Genomic DNA, 16,930 nt, shown 5'->3' on the forward strand with positions numbered 1-16,930 from the left:
GTCCTCCTAAACCTTCTTGCCCTTAGTATTCACTCGTACACCTTGTACAAATATATTAATTGAATTTACCTTTACATTAAGTGCTTGCTCTAATGTATATTTCACTGTAGATTGAACATTATTAGCTACTTCAGAAATTTTCACACCATAGCTAACAATGATATACATATCAACATCTAAAATACCATTGTTTTCATGAACTACAATGCCTTTAGCGTAATTTTCATGACCTAATATTTCAGCAATTCCATCGCGCACTTGCTGTCTGGAAGCCATGCCTACAATTCCATAACTTTCTACGGCTTTACTACCGACCACAGATGCTATTACTTCATTTGAAATATCAATTTTGCCATATTCGTTTGAAATTTCTAATGTCATCTTAAAGTCCTCCTGATTATTGGTTAAATATAAAATGACGCATGCTGAGATGATGGCTAAACATTGTCTTATGACAAGCCATTACATCTCTTTCAACTTGAATTTAACTTGGTCGACAAACTCTGACCGATTCATCTTATTTACTTATTCATTTTGGAACTTTGCTATTTGCTTTAGCTATGTCCTCACATTCACTATACTTTAACTTATCTTTAAAAGTATCATACTATATAACTCCACAGCTAACAATTATATCACAAAAATTTGTAAACGATAGATAATAATGAAAATCAAACGAAATTTTCTTGCTTATATAGTGTGATTATGGTATCTTATTCAAGTATATAAGTATCTAAGTGTATTTATATTTATTAAAGGAGGTACTTTGATGGGTAAACAATGTTACGTAACTGGTCGTAAAGCATCAACAGGTAATCATCGTTCACACGCTTTAAATGCGAACAAACGCAGATGGAACGCTAACCTTCAAAAAGTTAGAATCCTTGTAGACGGAAAACCTAAAAAAGTTTGGGTTTCTGCACGTGCTTTAAAATCTGGTAAAGTTACTAGAGTTTAATAAATATAATGCACACATTAACATGATCATATGTGGTGACCATGTTAATTCACTAGTTTGATTATCTAGTCATAAAGGAGCACATCGTTTTAAGTCGATGTGCTCCTTTTATGTTTACTCTTATGTTAATCATTATCGCGACTCCTTATTTGCAATACTTGTCCTTGATGTATGTCGATCCATGCATATGGATGATTAATTTCATTTGAAATTGTTAAAGTCGAACCAATTTCTAATTGTCGTCGTTCTAAATTGTATTTAAAACCTTCTAATGAAAGTACGACTTCACCGTTGACAGGTATAAATGAAATATAAGGGAAATGTTCATCTTTAGCTATTTTGTGTCGTCCCATTTCCAACAATTGAATGACATTTTGGGCATCAACCATTTTAATAGCAATTCCGTGGCGACGATAATGTTTTTTAAGTAATATCTGAAGTGCTCCCATAAAATGATCTAAACGTCCACCCGTAGCGCCATAGATAAAAATATCCGTATAACCATGTGCTACAGCTTGCTCCACTCCCAAAGCTAAATCCGTATCATCTTTCTCTGCTTTAACAGGATGAATATCTAATTTTTCAATTAATTGTTGTCGCTCATGCTCGCTAACTGAATCAAAATCTCCAACCGAATAAACTGGGTTTATTCCATGTTCGACCAATATAAGCGCACCACGGTCAATACCTGCCCACGCTTCATTACGATACTGTTCTAATACACCTATAGGTAAATGTCTATCCGCACAAAGCAAATTGATTTTCATGACGTCTCAACCTTTCAAATCTTGAGTTACAACTGCATAGTCATGATGTTTAAAGAAGTAAGAACCAGCGACAAACATTGATGCACCAGCTTCAGCACACAGTTTAATTGTTTGATCATTAATGCCACCATCGACTTCAATATCAAAATCATAGGAATTGATTGCTTTAAGTTCTGCCAATTGTTGAACTTTTGCAACACAACTTTGAATGAAATGTTGTCCACCAAATCCCGGGTTTACTGTCATCACTAAGACATAGTCAACAATACTTAACACCGGCTTTATCAGTTCTACTGGTGTACCTGGGTTAATTACAACGCCTGCTTTAATATTTTGTAACTTGATGAGTTCAAGTGCACGATGAATATGTGGCGTTGCTTCAACATGAACAGAAATAAAATCGGCCCCAGCTTGAGCAAATTGTTCTATATAACGTTCAGGTTGCGCAATCATCAGATGTACGTCAATTGGTAAAGTAGTCTCACGTCTCACAGCCTCTAATACTGGAAACCCAACCGATATGTTAGGCACAAATTGACCATCCATCACGTCAAAGTGAAGACCATCAACGCCTGCTTGTTCTAGTTTGTGAAGTTCTTGATTTAATTGGCTGAAATCAGCTGATAATAACGATGGATATAATTTTTTCACTAGTATCTTACCTTTCTGTCTGCAATTTCATTATAAAGTTGTAAATAATGATCATATCTAAATTGTGCAATCTTGCCTTCTGATAGTGCAGCTTTTACTTGGCATTGGGGTTCATTAATGTGATTACAATTTCTAAACTTACAATGTTCACCATACTGATTAAATTCTACAAAATAATGTTTGATTTCATCTTTCTCAATATGATTAAAATCTAAAGCACTAAATCCTGGTGTATCGGCAATATATCCTTGATTACGATCAAATAATTCAACATGTCGTGTTGTATGTTTACCGCGATTTAAAGATTTTGAGATATGATTTGTGGTTAATTGTAAATCGGGACGATAGTGATTGATAAACGTCGTTTTTCCAACGCCAGACTGACCACTCAATACGATTAATCCTGATGGCCATTGTTGCATCATTGTTGCTTTATCATCATCTATACCAACAAATTGAGTCATATAACCTATTTGTTTATATATGTTTAATACTTCTTCAATATCTTTAATTTGTTGAGAATTTGCTAAATCTCTTTTTGTTACTAAAATAGATGGATGAAGTTGATAAGAATGTGCAATAACGATAAAACGGTCTAACAATTGTGTTGAAAATTGCGGTTCTACGGCACTCATCACGATAACTAAACCATCAATATTGCTAACTGGCGGACGTTTTAAAGCATTTTTACGCTCTCGAACATGCTGAATATAACCTTCCGTGTTATTTTGTACTTCAAAATCTACAATATCTCCAACTACTGGTGAAAACTTATTTTTTCTAAATAATCCGCGTGGCTTAGTATTAAACCGATCACCATTGACATCTACTTGATACACGCCACTTATTAATTTAACGATGCGTCCTGTTTTCAAACTGACACCTCTCAATTTTTATGATACGAGGTTATTATATCAAAATGCATCATATTAATATATCTGTAATTCACTTATTATATAATATTTTGTTGTCTAGACATTAAAAAAACGGATAAACAAAGTTAACATTATCTTTGTTTATCCGGTAATCATATAATGGTGACTCAACACTTAATGATATTAATAATCCACATCTTTATCCAATACAATTTTATTATCAACACGCACTGTATAGCCTGCCGTTGTTCCTTTTTTTATTTTCAAAGAAATCGTAGTGCTTTTATCATCTTTAATTTTAAAACTTCGTGCAACTTCTGACGCTTTATGGTCCTCATCACGAATGTAAATATCTACTGTTTGGCTTTCATCATCTTTTCCAGAGTATGGAATATCTACTGTTTCAGAATGGGTTTTAACATCATCTGAATCACCATCTTCATCATTTTTATCCTCGTCTGAATCTGTATCTTCGCCTTTTGAAACTTTCAATTGAATCGTCGAACCTTCATCTACTTCTTTATCTTTTGGTGATTGTGAAATGACGTTTCCTTTTTTGACACTATCACTTGCTTCTGTAGTTACTTTAACTTTTAAACCATCTTCTTCTAATTCTTTTTTCGCAGTTGAATAGGCTTTGCCCTCATAATCTTTAACAAATACTTGTCTAACACCTAGTGATTCAATTAGTTCAATATGATGGTCATTAAGCCTAACCTTGCTGTCAGCTGGTAGATTTTGTTTTGCTATCAATCCTTTAGCCACTGTGCGACTGTAATCTTTTTTGATAGAGATATGATTCAAACCTAATGACTTTAATTTTTCTTGGGCTTTTGCCTTTGTCATTCCAACAACATAAGGCATTGTGACCTTTTCAGGACCTTTTGATAACACAATATCTACTGCATCACCTTGATTGATACGTGAACCTGCTTCTGGCTTAGAGTTAATGATTTGATTTTCCGCATACTTATCACTATAACTTCTAGATATATTGCCTAACTTCAAATGTTTCTCTTTGAGTAATTGTTCTGCTTCTTTTTCCGTTTTACCACTTAAATCTGGTGTTTCTTCATATTTATCTCCAAAGACACCCCATGCGATAAAACCAGCTAAACTAGCAATTAATAATATTATGATTAAAGCAATTAAAAACTTTTTCCCTTTTGACGATTTTTTCTTTTGAGGAACAAAAACATGCTCCTCTGCTGATTGAAATTGTCGTTGATTTACAATAGGTATTTGCATTGTTTGCGCAATTTTACCTTTATTGTCAGATTCTTTCATTTTACTTTTAATATCATTTTTATCGATAGCCAATGTTTTTACAGTTTCTTCTTCGTGTTGATATTTATCCTCATTTGCACGGCTATCGATAAGTGCACTACTCAAATCATCCATCATAGCTTGTATATTAATATAACGATCGCTTACATCTTTTTCCGTCGCTTTTAAGATAACATTGCTAAGTGCTTGAGGTACATCTTGTCTAATATCTGTAACGTTCGGAATTGCATCTTGGATATGTTTAATTGCAATACTAACTGCCGTTTCTCCATTAAAAGGTGGCTCACCAACTAACATTTCATACAATACGATGCCAATCGAATATATATCGGTTGATTCATCTGTTGGCTCACCTTTTGCTTGTTCTGGTGATAAATATTGCACGGTACCTAATACGTGATTTGTTTGAGTTAATGATGTCTCACTTAGCGCTTTTGCAATCCCAAAATCAAATATTTTTAGTGTTTTATTTTTATCGATTAAAATATTTTGGGGTTTAATATCACGATGAACAATTCTTTTATGATGCGCTTCCTGAATTCCATTCAATATTTGTTGCGTGAACTGAATTGCAGTATCAATGTTAAGTGGCCCGTGTGTATGTATATATTCAGATAACGTTGGTCCATCAATATATTCCATAATTAAATAGAAACAATCGTCTTCTTCATCAACATCATAAACATTGACGATATTTTCACTGAAAAGTTGCGTCGAGTTATTCACTTCACGCTCGAAACGGCGAAGAGTTTCTTCCTTTTCGTTTGGTGGAATAGAAATTGCCTTAATCGCTACTTGACGTTCAAGAATCATATCTTCAGCCAAGTAAACCATACTCATTCCGCCGCCACCAAGCTTATCAATCACTTTATAACGATCACTAATTATTTTTCCGATCATACTTTGTCACCTTCTATAGCTGCAAGAATTACACTTATGTTGTCTCTAGATTGATAATCAAGTGCTAATTGTATGAGCTTATTTCCTAACTGTTCTATAGTTAACTCTTCTAAAAGCGCATCCTTGATTACGTCATTTCTTATATAATCTGTCAATCCATCAGAGCATAATAATAAATAATTATAGTAATTGATTCGCTTAAAATAAATATCAGGTGTCACATGTTTATCTGTTCCCATTACACGTGTAATAATATTTTTTTGCGGATGATGAAATGCTTCTTCTTCAGTAATTTGACCTGTCATCACTAGATGATTAACAAATGAATGATCCTGTGTAAGCTGTTCTATCTCTCTTGAATTGACGACATATGCTCTTGAATCTCCAATGTTAGCAATAACGACTTTTTTCTCAAAAATCAAGGCACAGACACATGTCGTCCCCATGCCTCTATATCCTGGGTCTTCTTGTGCATAATAATATAATTCGAGATTAATTTGTTTTAATGTTGTACGCAACCACGTTTCAGCTTGAGACTCTTCAATCAAATTTTCTTGTTCAAAACGCGATTGAAGTTCATTTGTTACAAACTGACTCGCTATTTCACCCGCTTGGTGACCACCCATACCATCACATAATACTAACAATTGCTGATGCGTTTTATTTAAAAATATACCACCAGCATCTTCATTTTTATCTCTATGTTGACCTGTATTAGTGAAAAATTGTGCGTTTAGCATTGTCTCTTACCTCGTTTCTACTTGTCGTTCCTTTGCTCTTAATTGACCACATGCAGCATCAATATCTGAACCTTGTTCTCGTCTTATTGTAGCATTTACACCCAATCTTTTTAATTCTTTTTCAAACTTAAAGATATCATCTTTTGATGTTTTTACATAATTTCGCTCTGGAACATGATTGACTGGGATTAAATTAACATGACAGTTTAGATTTTTAATTAGATGTGCTAATTCTCGTGCATGTTCAAGTTGATCATTGACGCCACCAAATAAGCCGTACTCAAATGTAATACGTCGGTTTGTTTTTTGTTGATAATAACGAATGGCTTCCATTAATTTATCAACATTATAAGCGCGATTGATTGGCATTAATTTAGAGCGTACATCATCTTTCGCAGCATGCAAGCTTACAGCAAAGTTAATTTGAATTCCTTCATCTGCAAAGTCATAAATGCGCGGCACAATTCCAGAGGTAGATACCGTAATGTGACGTGCACCAATGTTTAGACTATTATCATCATTAACTATTCGTAAAAAGTCCATCATTTCATCGTAGTTTTCGAATGGTTCACCAATGCCCATAATTACAATTTGTGATACTCGTTCCTCTGTTGCATCGAGCGCTTTTTGTACCGTAAGTACTTGTGACACTATTTCTCCAGCCTCTAAATTACGTTTTAAGCCACCTAAAGTAGACGCACAGAATGTACACCCAATGCGGCAGCCCACTTGTGTTGTTACGCATACAGAGTTGCCATAATCATGACGCATTAATACGGTTTCTATTGTATAACCATCTTGCAGTTCAAATAGAAATTTAATAGTGCCATCTTTACTTTCTTGTTTAACCACTGTCGTTAATGTCGTCATAACAAAATGATCTGCCAGTAGTTTACGCAAATCTTTGGATAAGTTAGTCATTTCTTCAAAAGAATTAACCCGCTTTTGATATAACCATTCATAGATTTGTTTCGCTCTAAATTTTTGTTGCCCCTGCTCAACTAGCCATTGTTGCATTTCATCAAAACGCAACGAATAAATCGATTGCTTATCAAAATCAGGTAAAAACTTATTCTTCTTCTTTTTTTGAGTGGTTATCATGCTTAACTTTCCTTTCTTTTTATCTTCGTGATAAAGAAGCCATCTGAATTAAAATCTTGTGGCAAAATTTGAAGGGTTTTGATTTGCTCACCTGTTTGTGGGTGTATCATTGGCTCAAATTCGAAATCTTTATTTTCCTTTAAAAAACTATAAATTACATTTTCATTTTCTAATTGTTCAATAGTACAAGTTGAATAAATAATTGTCCCACCAGGTTTTAAATGATGTCTTACATTATTTAAAATGTTTAATTGCAAGTCTACTAGTGCTTGTGTGCCTTCTTTGGATTGCGTATATTTAATTTCTGGCTTATGTCTCAGCACTCCTAAACCACTACATGGTGCATCCACCAAGATTTTATCATACATCTCTGTATATGGTTGAGTTGCATCATGTTGAAATGCATGTACGTTGTTTAAGCCTAATTTTTTGATATTATATTTTATTAAATTAATTTTATGTGCATGGATATCTGTAGCATCGACGCTCCCTGTTGGAGCTAAAATTTCTGCCATGTGACATGCTTTACCACCAGGCGCACTACAAGCATCTAACACTTTATCATGTGCTTGTAAATTTGCCAATTGTGCTACAAACATAGAACTTTTATCTTGTATGGATATTAAACCTTCTTTAAATGCACGTGCCTCAATAACGGGGCGTCCTTGTATATGCAAGCAACTTAATATATCAGAATCCTTTGTAACCGTGTACCCGTCTTGTTCTAATGCATCAATAATATCATTTATTGACGCTTTAACAATATTAGCCCTAACAGTCGTCTCTGTGGGTGTGAGCAATGCTTGGCCTATACGATGCGTTTGAGCTAGGCCATAATGAGTTACCCAATGATCAACAATCCATTTAGGCAAGCTATATGCAATTGACATTCGCTTCTTTTCATCAGTTATATCATCCACATTAGGTAAATCACTACGCATTATCTGACGTAAAATAGCATTAACAATATTACCGTTGTGTGGCCCACCTCTATGTTTAGCTATTTCAACAGCTTCATTGATAATCGCATGATTAGGTACTTTATCTAAATAAACATATTGATAGATGCTCATCCATAGTAATTGTCGCACCCAGCCTTTAATTTTCGTTTGTACAAAAGGTCTCAAGTAATAGTCTAGTGTGAATTTTCGTTTAATTGTTCCGTATACAAGTTCAGTGTATAACCCTTTATCAACAGCTGACAAGTCTTGAGAGCTAAGCACATCATTGATTTCTAAGTTACTATAAGCCCCTTCATTCAATATCGCATGGATACTATCTAGTGCATGGCGTCTTACAGATTGTGTCATATTAATTTCTTCCCAACTAAAGAGGTTTGAACACCACTTAAGTAATTTGAAACGGGCATACGTTTTTTACCAGCCAACTGCATATCCGTTATTGCAATAGCATCATCTGATTGCGTACCAACAATGATTGCTTGCTTTGTTGTTGCAATGATTGTTCCTGGTTCCCCAGCTTTATTTTTAATGATATGTGCAGCAAAAATTTTCATATTTTTATCATCCATTGTAGTATATGCAACCGGCCATGGTGCAAGTCCTCTAATATGGTTATGAATCTCTTGAGCGTTGCGCTGCCAATCAACACGTTCGTCGGCTCGACTAATATTTGAAGCAAATGTTGCCTTAGAATCATCTTGAGGAATACTCTGATTCTTTCCTTCTAAAATGTCCGGCAATGTTTTTTGTAATAAATCTGCACCTAAAATGCTTAATTTATCATGCATAGTACCAACGTTATCATCTTCAGTAATACCAATAGCTTGTTGCGCAATGATATTACCAGCATCAAGCTTTTTCACCATGTACATAATGGTTATACCCGTTTCTGTTTCACCATCAATAATGGCTTGATGGATTGGTGCGCCTCCTCGATATTTAGGTAATAAGGAGGCATGAACATTGATTGCACCATATTTAGGTTTTTCGAGTAATACTTCTGGCAATAACTGACCAAAAGCTGCAGTGACAATTAAATCACTATCCAACTGTAATAATGCTTCCAACTCTTCAGAACCTTTTAGCTTTTCTGGTTGATAAACTGCAATATCATGTTCGAGCGCCAGTTTTTTTACAGGTGGTGGTGTCAGTACACGTTTTCTACCTACTGGACGATCAGGCTGAGTAACAATGGCAATCACTTCATGTTCCTTGATTAACATTTCTAATATTGTCGTTGAAAAATCTGGTGTGCCCATAAATATGACTTTACTCATTATCAAAATACGCCTCCACTTCTTTGTCAGTTAAAATTTTTTGTGCTTTATTTGTAAATGCTATGCCATTCATTTGGTCAATAATATGTTGCATCATGCGTGCCACATCATCATAAGCCGTTAATTCTAGAGTATTTCCCTGTACATCATAACTTTGAACCACAATCATCTGACTACGTGCTACTTCACCATAAATGCCGGGTAAACTAATAGAGCCTTCAAGATCAATGACCTGTTCGTCAGAAACTTTTATAATAGTAGGATTGATAAGTTGTAATAAACCTTCCATTTCCATATCAACGATAGCCACTTGCTTATCTATCCCTATTTGAGAAGCGCATAAAGCTGAAGCTTCTTGTTGATATAACGTGTCTTCAATATCTAACAATAGTTGTGTTAATGATTTATCAAACTCAGTCACTCTTTGTGCTTTCCTTTTTAATAAAGGATGCGTCGATTTGATTAATGGTTTAACTGTCATGTATAGACTCCTCTTTAAAATTCATCATATCATTATAACTTATCTAACAAGAAATTGCGACCGCTGTTCAAATAACACCATCCATTTTAACATATGTCTTTAACCTGAAATGAATTATTTCTTAAATGCGTTGATTATTGTTCCACTTAAAACAAGCGAGCAGGACAGAATTCATTATGAATTCGTAGTCCCGCCCTGGAAAAGTTGACTAGGATTGAAAAAAGCTTGATATAAGTGTATTTTCAATCCAATCAACTACTGTCAATATTTAGTTCATAACTTAAAACATCAATGATGTCACAGACTGTCAGGTTACTTCTGTTTTATAATTTAATATTCTTAAAATGTCATTACATCATGACTTGTGGATCGATATCTATTTTCAATGAGAGTTTATCTTTTATATATTGTTCATGATAGTAGTCATCTAAATATTGTAAAGCTGTTAATAGTTCTGGTTCTCGTTTGTATTTAACTAAAATTTGAAAACGATATTCATTATTTATTCGAGATAATGCTGCTGGAGAAGGGCCTAACACATATGATTTTGAGGTGAGATGTTGCAATAAAATATGATGAATATGCTTAGAAGCCTCCATTACTTTTTTCATCTCTTTATGTGAAATAGTGAAGTTAATTAAAAAATAATATGGTGGGTATTTTCCTAATTTTCGATAAGTCATTTCTCGTTGATAAAATGTTAAATAATTATTTTGTTTAACATCTTGAATTGCATAATGCTCTGGATTATAGGTTTGAATGATAACTTGACCTTCTTTTTCATGGCGACCAGCACGGCCTGCAACTTGTGTTAATATTTGATATGTTCGTTCACTCGCTCTAAAATCAGGTAAATTAAGCATAGTATCAGCATTTAAAACACCAACTAAAGTAATGTTAGGATAGTCTAAGCCTTTGGCAATCATCTGCGTACCTAATAAAATGTCGCCTTTTCCTTGTTCAAAATCGCTTAGCAGTTTTTCGTGTGCACCTTTACGTGATGTCGTATCAACATCCATTCGTATGATACGTGCATCCGGAAATTCTTGCTGCAACAGTTCTTCAACTCTCTGAGTACCTGTTCCCATTTGTCTAATGTGTTCGCTTTCACAATTAGGACATTGATTAGAAGGCGTTTCTTCATAACCACAATAATGGCATTTCAACTGGTCAGTGGTTTTATGATAGGTTAATGAAATATCACAATTAGGACACTGAGGTACATGACCACAATCTCTACACAACATAAATGAAGCGTATCCTCTGCGATTTAAAAACAACACAATTTGCTCTTTTTTCTTTAATCGTGCATTCATTGCATCTCTCAAATCATTTGAAAACATAGAACGATTGCCACGTGACAATTCTTCTCGCATATCGATAATATCAATATTAGGAAGCGCTTGCTGATTGACTCTATGTGGTAATGAAAGCAACGTGTAAACCCCTTTTTCAGCACGTGCAAATGATTCCAAACATGGTGTTGCACTGCCTAAAATAATTGGACAGTTATGGTATTGACTTCTCCATTGAGCGATCTCACGTGCATGATACCGTGGATAGTCTTCTTGTTTATAGGTAGATTCATGTTCTTCATCGATGATAATTAATCCGAGTTCTTTAAAAGGGGCAAAAATACTTGAGCGTGCACCCACACTTACTCGAGCACGTCCATCTCGAATTTTTTGCCATTCATCATACTTTTCTCCTGTCGATAAACCTGAATGTAAGACAGCTACATCATTACCAAAACGTCGTTTAAAACGTAACACCATTTGCGGCGTTAAGGCAATCTCTGGCACGAGCATCATAGCTTGTTTACCTTTATTTAAAACTGCTTCAATAGTTTGTAAGTAGATTTCGGTTTTTCCTGAACCAGTGACGCCATGTAATAAAAAGGTACGGGCTTCGTCGCCATCGAGCGTTGTTTTCACAGTGTCAAACGCATGTTGCTGTTCTATAGTGAGTTTTTGTTTAACTTCTTGTTCAAACACGCGATCTGCAAATGGATCTCTATCAATTTCTGCATCATATTTTTCAACGTATCCCTTTTTAATTAGTGCATCGAGACTCGAATTTGAAAATCCCATATCGTTGATTTCTTTTAAAAAGACAATATGTTGCTGCTCATCTAATAAATATGCATACAAATCATATTGTTTTATATATTTTTCCAACTTCGCTAATACTTCGTCTGGATGGTATCCTTGGATAATTTTTACCGCACGCTGTGTTTTTTTCTTTAATTTTTGTGATAATAATGTAACCTCTCGTATGTCACCATTATTCAACAACTGCACCAATTCAGCTAAATCATTGTTTTTTTGTGCATCCTTATATAAGTAATGACCTTCTTTATTAAATTTTACGCGTAAACTTTCAGCAACTTCTTGTTCTTTCACAAGTTCAAATGCTTTTTGATATTTCGCTTTTATGGCACTTGGCAACATTGCTTCAAGCACCGAAATTCTTTTGGTAACATGATAATTACTCATCCATGCACTTAATTGTATTAATTCCGAAGTTAATTCTGGTTGAATATCTTGTACTTCTTTGATTTCCTTAAGCTTAGTTTCATCGATATCTTGATCTGGATGTGATTGTATATCCATAACATACCCTTGCACTGTTCTTGGTCCAAATGGCACAACAACTCTAACACCTACTTGAACAAATGCAGCTAATCGTTTGGGTATGACATAGTCAAATGTGAAATCAACACTCTTTGACGGTATATCAACAATAACCTTTGCTATCATTAATGCCACCTAGTTTCTAATTCATCTAAAATTCGTTGGGCTACGTCTATTTTTTTCCCTTTACTTATATCAATTTGTAAATGATTTTTAAAATGCATTGTTAACTCGTTATCATCCGAACTAAAACCAATCGATGTATCACCAACATTATTAGAAATAATTACATCTGCATTTTTACGTGTTAATTTTTCTTGTGCATAACGCTCGATATCTTGCGTTTCAGCAGCAAATCCCACTAAATATTGATGTGCTTTATGCTCACCTAAATATTTTAAAATATCCGGGGTGCGTTTAAAGACAACGGATAACTCACCATCTTGCTTCTTCACCTTATGGGGTTGAACCTCTTTAGGCGTATAGTCTGATACTGCTGCTGCCTTGAATACAATATCCTGGGTCTGATAACGTGCTGTCACTTCTTCAAACATTTCTTCAGCACTTTGAATATGCACAACTTCAATGCCTTGTGGGTCGTCTAGTTGTGTTGGTCCAGTGACTAATGTCACTATTGCACCGCGTTGCTTTAAGGCTTGTGCAAGTGCATAACCCATCTTGCCAGATGACCGATTTGATACAAAACGCACTGGATCTATAACTTCAACTGTAGGACCAGCTGTTACTAATGCGTGTTTACCTTTAAACGTACTTTGTTGTAAATGTTCTTGCTGATCAAAATAACGATTAATTACGTTTAAAATTTCCAGTGGTTCTTCCATACGACCTTTAGCAACATAACCACAAGCTAAAAATCCATCACCCGGTTGAATAAAGTGATACCCATCGTCTTCTAAAATGCTTATATTGTGAAGCGTGCGTGGATTCTCATACATATGTACATTCATCGCTGGTGCGATAAATTTTGGCGTCTTTGTTGCCAGCAATGTTGATGTCACCATATCATCTGCAATACCAGCACTTAACTTAGCAATCGTATTTGCTGTTGCCGGTGCCACAACAATAACATCTGCCCAATCTCCTAATGCTACATGTTGAATCTCTTCAGGATGCGCTTCAATAAACGTGTTTGTATATACATGATGTCTACTAATTGCTTGAAACGCCAGTGGTGTAACAAATTGTTGTGCATGTTCAGTTAACATGACTTTTACTTCATAGCCAGCTTGTGTTAATTTGCTTGTTAAATCAATTGCTTTATATGCCGCAATGCCCCCTGTAACCGCTAATAATATATGCTTCATTGTTTGAACTCCTCTTTGGTCTACTTAGCCATCCTTATTTATCTTCATTATACACAAATGTATGTAAGATGAAAAAAAGATAACACAGCAATAATTGTCAGCTTAACTAGTGCTAAAAAGATAAAACACACCTTTTAACCAATGCCTAAGTTGTAGTCTCATTGACTGCATTGTATTTAAAGGTGTGCTATTTGTATGACATCAATATGATTATGAATTAAAAGGATTATCCGCGATATTCTGCAGGAATTTCTGGTACGATTTTACCACTTGCAATTTCTTCAAGCGCTTTGCCAACAGGTTTAGCTGAATGATAATTTGCAAGCAATGCCGTATTCGCTTTTTCATCTAATTCTCGTGCACGTTTAGCTGCCGTAGTGGCAATCAGATATTTAGAATTAATTTTAGCTGTTAATTGATTTAACGGTGGGTTTAACATTATTTTTTGGCCTCCAATATCATTTTTCTATATTTTGCTTCAATACGCTCTCTCTTCAAATGCTCTGCTTCAACAATCGACTGGATTCGCTGTTTAGCCAAATTAACTTTATCATTGACTACAACGTAATCATACAAATTCATCATTTCTACTTCTTTACGTGCCTCACTTACACGTTTTTGAATCTTTTCATCGGATTCTGTACCACGACCTACTAATCTTTCTCTTAGATGTTCTAAACTTGGTGGCGCTAAAAATATAAAAAGTGCGTCCGGGAATTTCTTCCTTACTTGCTTAGCACCTTCAACTTCAATCTCTAAGAAAACATCATGTCCAGCTTCCATCGTATCTTTGACATATTGAACAGGTGTGCCATAGTAATTACCAACGTATTCAGCATATTCGATAAACTGATCTTGTTGTATTAATGTTTCAAATTCTTCTTTCGTCTTAAAAAAATAATCTACGCCATCGATTTCTCCATCACGTTTATCACGTGTTGTCATAGATATAGAGTACTTATATGATGTGGTTGGATCATCAAATATTTGCTTACGTACAGTTCCTTTTCCTACGCCCGATGGTCCGGAAAGAACTATGAGTAATCCTTTTTCATTATCCATGCCCTACGACCTTTCTATGCTATTCTTCTATTATTTTAATATGATATCACATTGTCATTAAAATTGTATAGCATATCTTAATTAAACTTCTTTCATGACGATAGTCGTCTATCATGTTAAAATATGATGAATGAATTAAGATGAAGGTGGCAAAAAATCATGGCATTTGATGGATTATTTACAAAGAAAATGGTAGAAGCATTACAATTTTTAGTGTCCGGACGTATTCATAAAGTGAATCAACCTGAAAATGATACCGTCATATTAGTAATTCGACAACAGCGACAAAATCATCAATTACTCATGTCGATTCATTCTAGCTTTTCAAGATTACAATTAACATATAAAAAGTATGACAATCCATTTAATCCACCAATGTTTGCAAGGGTATTCCGTAAACATTTAGAAGGTGGTATTATCAAAGCAATTCGCCAAATTGGCAACGATCGTCGTGTTGAAATTGACGTTGAAAGTAAAGATGAAATTGGCGATACCATCTACCGCACTATTATCTTAGAAATCATGGGTAAACACAGTAATCTTATCTTGACAGACCATGATGGAAAAATACTAGAAGGCTTAAAACATTTAACACCAAATACAAACCAATATCGTACTGTTATGCCAGGCTTTAAATATGAAGCACCACCAACTCAGCATAAGCTTAATCCTTTTGAGATTACTGGACAACAAACGTTAAAATATATTGATTTTAATGCAGGAAAAATTGCCAAACAATTACTTAATACCTTTGAAGGTTTTAGTCCATTAATTAGTAATGAAATCGTACAGCGACGTCAATTTATGACTAACGAAACGTTACCATTAGCCTATGATGAAGTCATGCAACAAACATATAATCAACCACAGCCTATTTTCCATAAAAATCATGAAACTGGTAAAGAAGATTTTTACTTTATGCCATTGTTACAATTTTCAGATGATGTATCTGAATATGCATCTTTGCATGAATTATTAGATCGTTACTTTGATACCAGAGGTGAACGTGATAGAGTAAAGCAACGTGCAAATGATTTAGTGCGTTTTGTGCAACAGCAATTAAACAAAAATGAACATAAGTTATCTAAATTAATTTCAGAATATGAGGGAGCTAAAGATAAAGAAACACAACGATTATTCGGAGAGCTTATTACAGCAAATATTTATCGAATTAAACAAGGTGATAAAACGGTAACTGCACTCAATTATTACACAGGAAACGACGTCACAATACCATTAAATCCAACTAAATCCCCTTCTGTAAATGCACAATATTATTATAAGCAATATCAGCGTATGAAGACACGCGAACATGAGTTAAAACATCAAATTCAACTAACGAAAGAAAATATTGCTTATTTTGAAACAATAGAGCAACAGCTACAACATATTACTGTTGATGAAATTGATGAAATTCGTGATGAACTAGCTGAACAAGGCTTTATGAAACAACGCAGACAACGCCATAAGAAAAAGCAGACAGCCATACGTTTACAAACATATTTATCCACGGATGGAGATACTATTCTTGTCGGCAAAAATAATAAACAAAATGATTACTTAACTAATAAAAAAGCGCATAAATCACATTTATGGTTTCATACAAAAGATATTCCAGGTTCTCATGTTGTGATTTTAAATGCGCATCCAAGTGAAACGACGATTAAAGAAGCGGCAATGTTAGCGGGTTACTTTTCAAAGGCGGGACTATCTGGCCAAATTCCTGTAGACTATACAGAAATAAAAAACGTGCATAAACCTTCAGGCGCTAAACCTGGATTTGTAACTTACGACAATCAAAAAACATTATATGCTACGCCTGATTACGATAAAATTCAAAGCATGAAACAATCTTAACATCAGTAGTTGCGAGTCTGGAATATAATTATATTTTAGGCTCTGAGTTCTATA

Annotated in this window: 16 protein-coding genes; 2 read left to right on the top strand and 14 right to left on the bottom strand. The window is 34.6% G+C overall.

What is annotated here, in order from left to right; all coding sequences use genetic code 11:
* Nucleotides 1–6 precede the first annotated feature (6 nt).
* Nucleotides 7–381 carry an Asp23/Gls24 family envelope stress response protein gene (locus tag HMPREF2597_RS10200; RefSeq protein ID WP_002459323.1) on the bottom strand — a complete coding sequence of 125 codons (375 nt, stop codon included), beginning with the start codon at nucleotides 379–381 and terminating at the stop codon, nucleotides 7–9.
* A gap of 388 nt (nucleotides 382–769) precedes the next feature.
* Here HMPREF2597_RS10200 and rpmB point away from each other — a divergent pair, with 388 nt between their 5' ends.
* A complete protein-coding gene (rpmB, locus tag HMPREF2597_RS10205) occupies nucleotides 770–958 on the top strand; it encodes a 50S ribosomal protein L28 (protein ID WP_002459324.1) in 189 nt (62 codons plus the stop codon).
* Nucleotides 959–1,083: 125 nt separating this feature from the next.
* Here the strand turns inward: rpmB and HMPREF2597_RS10210 are convergent, their stop codons facing one another.
* The 13 genes from HMPREF2597_RS10210 to gmk all read right to left on the bottom strand — a co-directional run bounded on the left by HMPREF2597_RS10210 (nucleotide 1,084) and on the right by gmk (nucleotide 15,019).
* Nucleotides 1,084–1,725, bottom strand: a complete 642-nt coding sequence (locus tag HMPREF2597_RS10210; RefSeq protein ID WP_002478305.1) for a thiamine diphosphokinase — start codon at nucleotides 1,723–1,725, stop codon at nucleotides 1,084–1,086.
* Nucleotides 1,726–1,731: 6 nt separating this feature from the next.
* Entirely contained in the window at nucleotides 1,732–2,376 is a 645-nt protein-coding gene (gene rpe / locus HMPREF2597_RS10215; RefSeq protein ID WP_002478306.1) for a ribulose-phosphate 3-epimerase, read from the bottom strand.
* Nucleotides 2,376–3,251, bottom strand: a complete 876-nt coding sequence (gene rsgA / locus HMPREF2597_RS10220) for a ribosome small subunit-dependent GTPase A (protein ID WP_012990870.1) — start codon at nucleotides 3,249–3,251, stop codon at nucleotides 2,376–2,378. The genes rpe and rsgA overlap by 1 nt, the downstream gene beginning before the upstream one ends.
* 183 nt (nucleotides 3,252–3,434) lie before the next feature.
* Nucleotides 3,435–5,438 carry a Stk1 family PASTA domain-containing Ser/Thr kinase gene (gene pknB / locus HMPREF2597_RS10225; RefSeq protein ID WP_002478308.1) on the bottom strand — a complete coding sequence of 668 codons (2,004 nt, stop codon included), beginning with the start codon at nucleotides 5,436–5,438 and terminating at the stop codon, nucleotides 3,435–3,437.
* Entirely contained in the window at nucleotides 5,435–6,178 is a 744-nt protein-coding gene (locus HMPREF2597_RS10230; RefSeq protein ID WP_002478309.1) for a Stp1/IreP family PP2C-type Ser/Thr phosphatase, read from the bottom strand. Before HMPREF2597_RS10230 ends, pknB begins: the two co-directional genes overlap by 4 nt.
* Nucleotides 6,179–6,184: 6 nt before the next feature.
* The gene (gene rlmN / locus HMPREF2597_RS10235; protein WP_012990871.1) at nucleotides 6,185–7,279 is read right to left on the bottom strand and encodes a dual-specificity RNA methyltransferase RlmN; all 1,095 of its coding nucleotides are present in this window, start codon (nucleotides 7,277–7,279) and stop codon (nucleotides 6,185–6,187) included.
* 2 nt (nucleotides 7,280–7,281) lie between these two features.
* Nucleotides 7,282–8,589 (bottom strand): 16S rRNA (cytosine(967)-C(5))-methyltransferase RsmB, encoded by a 1,308-nt coding sequence (gene rsmB, locus HMPREF2597_RS10240; RefSeq protein WP_002478311.1) that lies wholly within the window; start codon nucleotides 8,587–8,589, stop codon nucleotides 7,282–7,284.
* Nucleotides 8,586–9,518 (bottom strand): methionyl-tRNA formyltransferase, encoded by a 933-nt coding sequence (fmt, locus tag HMPREF2597_RS10245; RefSeq protein ID WP_002478312.1) that lies wholly within the window; start codon nucleotides 9,516–9,518, stop codon nucleotides 8,586–8,588. Before fmt ends, rsmB begins: the two co-directional genes overlap by 4 nt.
* On the bottom strand, nucleotides 9,511–9,999 hold the full coding sequence (locus HMPREF2597_RS10250) for a peptide deformylase (protein WP_002478313.1): 489 nt from the start codon (nucleotides 9,997–9,999) through the stop codon (nucleotides 9,511–9,513). The genes fmt and HMPREF2597_RS10250 overlap by 8 nt, the downstream gene beginning before the upstream one ends.
* A 350-nt stretch (nucleotides 10,000–10,349) precedes the next feature.
* Nucleotides 10,350–12,758, bottom strand: a complete 2,409-nt coding sequence (gene priA, locus HMPREF2597_RS10255; RefSeq protein ID WP_070817294.1) for a primosomal protein N' — start codon at nucleotides 12,756–12,758, stop codon at nucleotides 10,350–10,352.
* Nucleotides 12,758–13,957: a bifunctional phosphopantothenoylcysteine decarboxylase/phosphopantothenate--cysteine ligase CoaBC gene (coaBC, locus tag HMPREF2597_RS10260; protein ID WP_002478315.1), complete on the bottom strand. Its 1,200-nt coding sequence runs from the start codon at nucleotides 13,955–13,957 to the stop codon at nucleotides 12,758–12,760. The genes priA and coaBC overlap by 1 nt, the downstream gene beginning before the upstream one ends.
* A gap of 226 nt (nucleotides 13,958–14,183) precedes the next feature.
* On the bottom strand, nucleotides 14,184–14,396 hold the full coding sequence (gene rpoZ / locus HMPREF2597_RS10265) for a DNA-directed RNA polymerase subunit omega (protein ID WP_002459336.1): 213 nt from the start codon (nucleotides 14,394–14,396) through the stop codon (nucleotides 14,184–14,186).
* On the bottom strand, nucleotides 14,396–15,019 hold the full coding sequence (gene gmk / locus HMPREF2597_RS10270) for a guanylate kinase (protein ID WP_002459337.1): 624 nt from the start codon (nucleotides 15,017–15,019) through the stop codon (nucleotides 14,396–14,398). The genes rpoZ and gmk overlap by 1 nt, the downstream gene beginning before the upstream one ends.
* 159 nt (nucleotides 15,020–15,178) lie before the next feature.
* On the opposite strand from gmk, the gene HMPREF2597_RS10275 reads away from it, so the two are divergent.
* A complete protein-coding gene (locus tag HMPREF2597_RS10275) occupies nucleotides 15,179–16,876 on the top strand; it encodes an Rqc2 family fibronectin-binding protein (RefSeq protein WP_002478317.1) in 1,698 nt (565 codons plus the stop codon).
* Nucleotides 16,877–16,930 lie beyond the last annotated feature (54 nt).

The sequence above is a fragment of the Staphylococcus sp. HMSC063A07 genome (assembly GCF_001836955.1).
Classification (GTDB): Bacteria; Bacillota; Bacilli; order Staphylococcales; family Staphylococcaceae; genus Staphylococcus; species Staphylococcus lugdunensis.